This is a genomic window from Chitinophaga sp., assembly GCF_036569125.1.
Lineage (GTDB): Bacteria > Bacteroidota > Bacteroidia > Chitinophagales > Chitinophagaceae > Chitinophaga.
In genome coordinates, this window is the sequence record NZ_DATCRF010000467.1 from 1 (window position 1) to 5854 (window position 5854).

The 5854-nt window shown below is 46.9% G+C and carries 4 protein-coding genes and 1 pseudogene; all 5 read left to right on the forward strand.

Translation table 11 applies throughout. The features are described 5' to 3' along the window. A partial coding sequence (locus VIM87_RS17455) for a DUF885 family protein (protein WP_331998241.1) occupies positions 1-554 on the forward strand: 554 nt, incomplete at its 5' end. Positions 555-698: 144 nt separating this feature from the next. Continuing rightward, positions 699-3065 (forward strand): glycoside hydrolase family 127 protein, encoded by a 2367-nt coding sequence (locus VIM87_RS17460; RefSeq protein ID WP_331998242.1) that lies wholly within the window; start codon positions 699-701, stop codon positions 3063-3065. Between the two features lie 230 nt (positions 3066-3295). Continuing rightward, positions 3296-3880, forward strand: coding sequence for an RNA polymerase sigma-70 factor (locus tag VIM87_RS17465; RefSeq protein WP_331998243.1), 585 nt, complete (start codon positions 3296-3298; stop codon positions 3878-3880). A 157-nt stretch (positions 3881-4037) separates the two neighbouring features. Further along, positions 4038-5015, forward strand: a complete 978-nt coding sequence (locus VIM87_RS17470) for a FecR family protein (protein ID WP_331998244.1) — start codon at positions 4038-4040, stop codon at positions 5013-5015. Between the two features lie 311 nt (positions 5016-5326). After that, positions 5327-5854: pseudogene (locus VIM87_RS17475) on the forward strand (hypothetical protein); the annotation flags it as partial.

The window sequence follows — 5854 nt, forward strand, 5'->3', positions numbered from 1 at the left end:
ATCATGAGCTGATAGCAGGCCACCACCTGCAGATGTACATGAACCGCCGCTACAAAGCATACCGGAATTTTGATACGCCGTTCTGGATAGAGGGCTGGTCGCTGTACTGGGAAATGTTGTTGTGGGATCAGCAGTTCCCGCAATCGCCCGAAGACCGTGTGGGTATGCTGTTCTGGCGTATGCACCGCTGCGCGCGCATTATCTTCTCCCTTAATTTTCACCTGGGCAAATGGACGCCCCGGCAGTGTATAGATTTTCTGGTTGACAGGGTAGGGCATGAGCGGGCCAATGCAGCCGGCGAAGTACGCCGCTCTTTTGTAGCAGGCCTGGGCTATAGCCCTTTATACCAGCTGGCTTACATGATCGGCGGCCTGCAGTTCTATGCGCTGAAAAAGGAATTGGTGGATAGTGGTAAAATGAGCTATAAGCAATATCATGACGCAGTGCTGCATGAGAATGAAATGCCGGTGGAAATGCTGCGCGCTATTCTTACCAATCAAACCATTAATAAAGATTTCAAAACTAACTGGCGGTTTTACCAGATAAATAAATAGAATGTAAAATGTAAAATTTCAAATGTAAAATGTGAAAGGCGGGACGACCAGCATTAAGACTTTTATATTTATGATTTTACATTTGAAATTTTACATTTTTAGCTGTCCTATTCCACGTCATTGTAGCTTCTAAACTATTTTACAATGAAGAAATTACTTTTTTCCATCCTGCTGTTACACACAAGTTATAATGCCCTGCTGGCACAGTCTTACGTACCGGAACGGCAGGAAAAGATAATGAAGGTGGCCGCTAAGGTGCCGGTACATGCTTACAGCTTTAACCTGAAAGATGTACAGATCCTGGACGGGCCTTTTAAAAAGGCGCAGGATGCGGATGTTGCTTACCTCTCGTTATTAGAGCCGGACCGTTTGCTGGCCGATTTCCGGGAACATTCCGGGTTGAAGGCAAAGGCTAAACGCTATGGCGGCTGGGAATCATCCGGCCTGGCAGGTCATTCACTGGGACATTACCTCTCTGCCTGCGCTATGCATTATGCAGCAAGTGGCGATAAGCGTTTTCTCGAAAAAGTAAATTATATGGTAAGCGAGCTGGCAGAATGCCAGCAGCATCGCAAAACAGGTTATATAGGCGCTATTCCCAGTGAGGACAGCATCTGGCAATTGGTATCCGAAGGGCAGATCCGTTCCCGTGGGTTTGACCTCAACGGCGGCTGGTCGCCCTGGTACACGGTGCACAAGATCATGGCCGGTTTGCTGGATGCCTATATCTATTGTAATAACCAGCAGGCATTGGATGTGGAAAAAGGCATGGCCGACTGGACGGAGAAAATAGTAGGCCACTTACCGGATTCCCTGGTGCAGAAAATGCTGCTGTGTGAATACGGTGGCATGAATGAAGCGCTGGTGAACACATACGCCCTTACCGGTGAAAAGAAATACCTGGACCTTTCCTACAGGTTCCACGACCGCCGTGTGCTGGATTCACTGGCCCTTCAGCAGGATGTGCTGCCAGGTAAACATTCCAATACGCAAATACCCAAAGTAATTGGCTGCATACGCCGCTATGAGCTCACAGGCGCAGACAAGGATAGCATTATTGGCCGTTTCTTCTGGAACACGGTTACACAGCACCATTCCTATGCACCGGGCGGTAACAGTAACTATGAGTACCTGGGCCCCCCGGACCAGCTGAACGACTATCTCACAGAAAACACCATGGAAACCTGTAACACCTACAACATGCTGAAATTAACCCGGCATTTGTTTGCGTTGCAGCCTGCAGCTAACCTGATGGATTTTTACGAACGCGCATTATACAATCACATCCTTTCTTCCCAGAACCATGAAAGCGGTATGATGTGTTACTTTGTGCCGCTGCGAATGGGCACCCGTAAAGAGTTCAGCGATTCGTTCCACACCTTTACCTGCTGCGTGGGCTCCGGTATGGAAAACCATGTGAAGTACGGCGAGAGCATTTATTTTGAAGGTACAGATGGCAGCCTGTATGTGAACCTGTTCATTGCATCGCGCCTGAACTGGCAGCAGAAAGGCATTACACTGGAGCAGCAAACAAAGCTGCCTGCCGGCGATAAAGTAGCATTTACCGTTACCGCTAAAAAGCCGGTTGCATTTGCTTTACGCATCCGCAAGCCACGCTGGGTACAGCAGGGTATGCAGCTTACGGTAAATGGTAAACCGCAGGCCACTGCCACCGGTGACGATGGTTACATTGTCATTAACCGTACCTGGAAAACCGGCGATAAAGTAGCGCTTACCTTACCTATGGATGTGTATACGGAGGCAATGCCCGATAACCCCGGCCGCGTAGCCCTGTTCTACGGCCCTGTAGTATTGGCCGGACAATTAGGTAATAAAGAGCCGGATCCGGTAACAGGCATACCGGTATTTGTAACTGCTGAAAAAGATGCCAACAAGTGGCTGCGTACAGATGATGCGCAATCCCTGGTGTTCCATACCAGCAATATAGGCCAGCCGGCAGATGTAACGCTGGTGCCGTTCAACACCATTCAGAATGAATACTATAGCGTGTACTGGGATGCCTTTACCCCCGATGGCTGGAAATCGCAGCAGGCTAAATACGAAGCAGAAAAGAAGAAGCAGCAGGAAATAGAATCCCGCACAGTGGATGCGTTGCGCATAGCGGAAATGCAGCCGGAGCGTGATCATAATTTCACCACCAGCGATAAAACCACCACCGGCGAAGAGCATGGTAAAAAATGGAGGGCCGTGTGGGACGATGGATACATGCAATTCACCATGAAGGTGAACCCGGAAAAGGAAAACAGCCTGCAATGTACTTACTGGGGTATGGATAACCGTTATTGTAAGTTTGATATATTAATAGATGGCGTGCAGGTAGGTACCGATGATCTGAATAAATATAAGGCCAGCAGGTTTTATGATGTGGTGTATCCTATTCCGGCGGAGCTTACCAAAGGCAAACAAACCGTTACGGTAAAGCTGCAGGCGCGGAAAGATAATCACGTAGGCCCGGTGTACGGCACCGTAAGAATGATGCAACAACCATAGTAATACAGCAGTTACGTAAAAAGCCAGGTAACCATATGTTGCCTGGCTTTTGCATTTACCGGATCCTTATCCGGGTGAAATGAGGTGTTTTTTTGTAATATTAAGACAGGCAGGCATGCAATGAATGTGCTATTTTTTTAAATAGGTACTCAGTATTTTACTATATTGTTATGATTTTTTAGTTCTTTTTTGTTTATTTATGTGTCAGAAATGGCAGAACCGGCAAAATATTGAACATTATTGATAAATATAATTTGTTTGATGATGCAGCCATGACTGCATTGCTAAAGGAGGGAAATAAAACCGCCTATGAAGCCATCTACAACGAATACTGGCCCAAACTTTTTTCGTATATCTATAACCGTTTAAAGTCCAGGGAAGCAGCAGAAGAGATCATCCAGGAAGTGTTCTTTTCACTTTGGATGAAACGCGCTACGCTCGATCTCACGCATTCATTATCCGCTTATTTATTCACCGCTGTTAAATACCAGCTTTTTAATTATTTAAAGTCCGACCAGGTGCGCAGGAAATATGCCAGCCAGGCTTCCGTGCCGCTGGCCGATAATTCCAACGAAGAAAATATAGCGGCTAATGACCTGAAGAATACCATGGAAAAAGAAATTTCCAGGCTGCCGGAAAAATGCCAGCAGGTATTCCGCATGAGCCGCCAGGAACACCTCTCCATCAGCGACATTGCAAGCACGCTTAACATCTCCCATAAAACCGTAGAGAACCATCTCACCAAAGCATTGCGCCAGCTACGAATGATGCTGGGGCATTACTTCTGCCTCTTATTGATCATGTCCTCTTTTTAATTCGCTGTACCCGGTACCGCTGCATTCCACTTTTCCATTTTACATTTATGATTTTACATTTTTTTTTGAAGATGAGTAGGTGTTTGTACCCGCTCAGTGTACATATATATAGAACACACCCATACAGCCATTGTAAATTTCAAGTTCCGGGAAACTGATGAATAACAAAGAATTGAAAACATTGATCGATAAATATCAGAAGGGCGCCCTGAGTGCGGAAGAATCTGTTCAGCTGGAACAGTGGCTGGATGCAATGGCAGATGAGCAGGCATTTGAAGCACTGCCGGAAGCGGAAAAAGAAGCAGCCCGTACACAGGGGTATGAGCGGCTGCTGGCGCGCATTGACAAAACATCACGGCCCACTGTAATACGCCGCCTGTTCACTAACGCGCGTAGTGTAAAGATCGCGGCATCTGTAGCCTGCCTTATTATTGCAGGTTTCCTTTTTAAAAATAGCTTGCTGAACGTAATAGCCCCGCACCGCCTAACGGCAATGACGAGTACTGCGGGGAAAATAAAGAAGCACATATTGTCTGATGGATCAATTGTTTGGTTAAAGGGTAACAGCAAGCTTGTTTTTCCCGTTACATTCGGCAACGGCAGCCGCACGGTAACCTTACAGGGCGAGGCGTTATTTGAAGTAGCAAAGGATGCCGCACACCCTTTTCAGATCCATTGCGGTACGCTTACCACCACGGTGCTGGGCACCAGCTTTAACATACGCAGCACCGGTACAGAAACGCAGGTGGCAGTGCTTACAGGTAAAATATCGTTAAGCGCGCCACAGTCAGGGAAGATCATCCTGCTGCCTAACCAGCAGGCCACTTACTCTGAGCCCGCAGCCGCCATAGCAAAGGATCACAATAACAGCGCTTCCGTTCATGAGCTAACAAAAGGAACAGAATACGACATGGCATTTAATGATGTGCGTATAGCAGACGTAGTGCCGCGGATAGAGAAAAAATTTGATGTAGAAATAGACCTGCAGGATGCAGGCATCCGGAATAATCTGATAACAGCCGACTTTACAGACCAGTCATTAAAAAGTACGATGGAGATGATCAGCCAGGCGCTCAACCTGGAATTTGAGATCAAAGGAAGATCAATTTTGCTAAAGCTAAAAAAAGAGTCATGAACGGGTATCAACCAAAATCACACTTAAAAATTCAGCCTATGACCAGGGTAACAGCCACCCACAGCCTTACGCATGCAACTACCGGTGAACAGCAGCGCAGGTAAGTAATCACTACCTGTAGCCAGGTAAATCTATTGGAAGTATTGCTTCAGGAAAGAGAAGCATAAGCTCCGCTTTTGTCGAAAGTGAAGCTATTGGGAAACCGCGTGTCAGCGCGGCAGGGAATTCCTTTGTCTTAATCAACCAGAAATCTCACAAAGAAAAGGGCTATGCACAAACATTTAAAGACAAATACCTGTCTGACCAAACGCATGAAAAGAACATCGTTGAACCTGATGATAGGTGTGTTATTGTCCGGTGTCACCTATGCAAATGCGGTTTATTCACAAGGTATTCTCAGTAAAAAGATCTCATTGCAGGCAGATGATATGAGCCTGAAGCTGGTGCTTAACCAGATCCGCAGCAAAGCAGCGGTAAAATTCGTTTACAGCTCCAGCCAGATAGCGCTGGACAGAAAAGTAACTGCAAAAGCAAATGAAGAGGAATTGGGCAAAGTGCTGAACCGCTTGCTGGGTAAGGATATTGATTATGTTGTGAGCAATGAAGGGTTCATCATCTTAAAAGATAATCACGACGGCGCTTCCGTAAAACCTTTTGCGGCTAATGACATGGCAGCTTTGCGTCCCGTGGCAGACACCATCATTAAAGGCAAAATATTAGGGGAAACGGGTGAGCCATTTCCCGGCGCCACCATTGTAGAAAAAGGGAGCAGCAACGGCGTGGCCTCCGGCGTGGATGGCAGTTTTACCCTTAAAGTAAAACAGGGCGCTACGCTGGTG

Coding starts and splice junctions, on each gene's coding strand:
- VIM87_RS17460 (WP_331998242.1), top strand. CDS start 699: ATGAAGAAATTACTTTTTTCCATCCTGCTGTTACACACAAGTTATAAT.
- VIM87_RS17470 (WP_331998244.1), top strand. CDS start 4,038: ATGAATAACAAAGAATTGAAAACATTGATCGATAAATATCAGAAGGGC.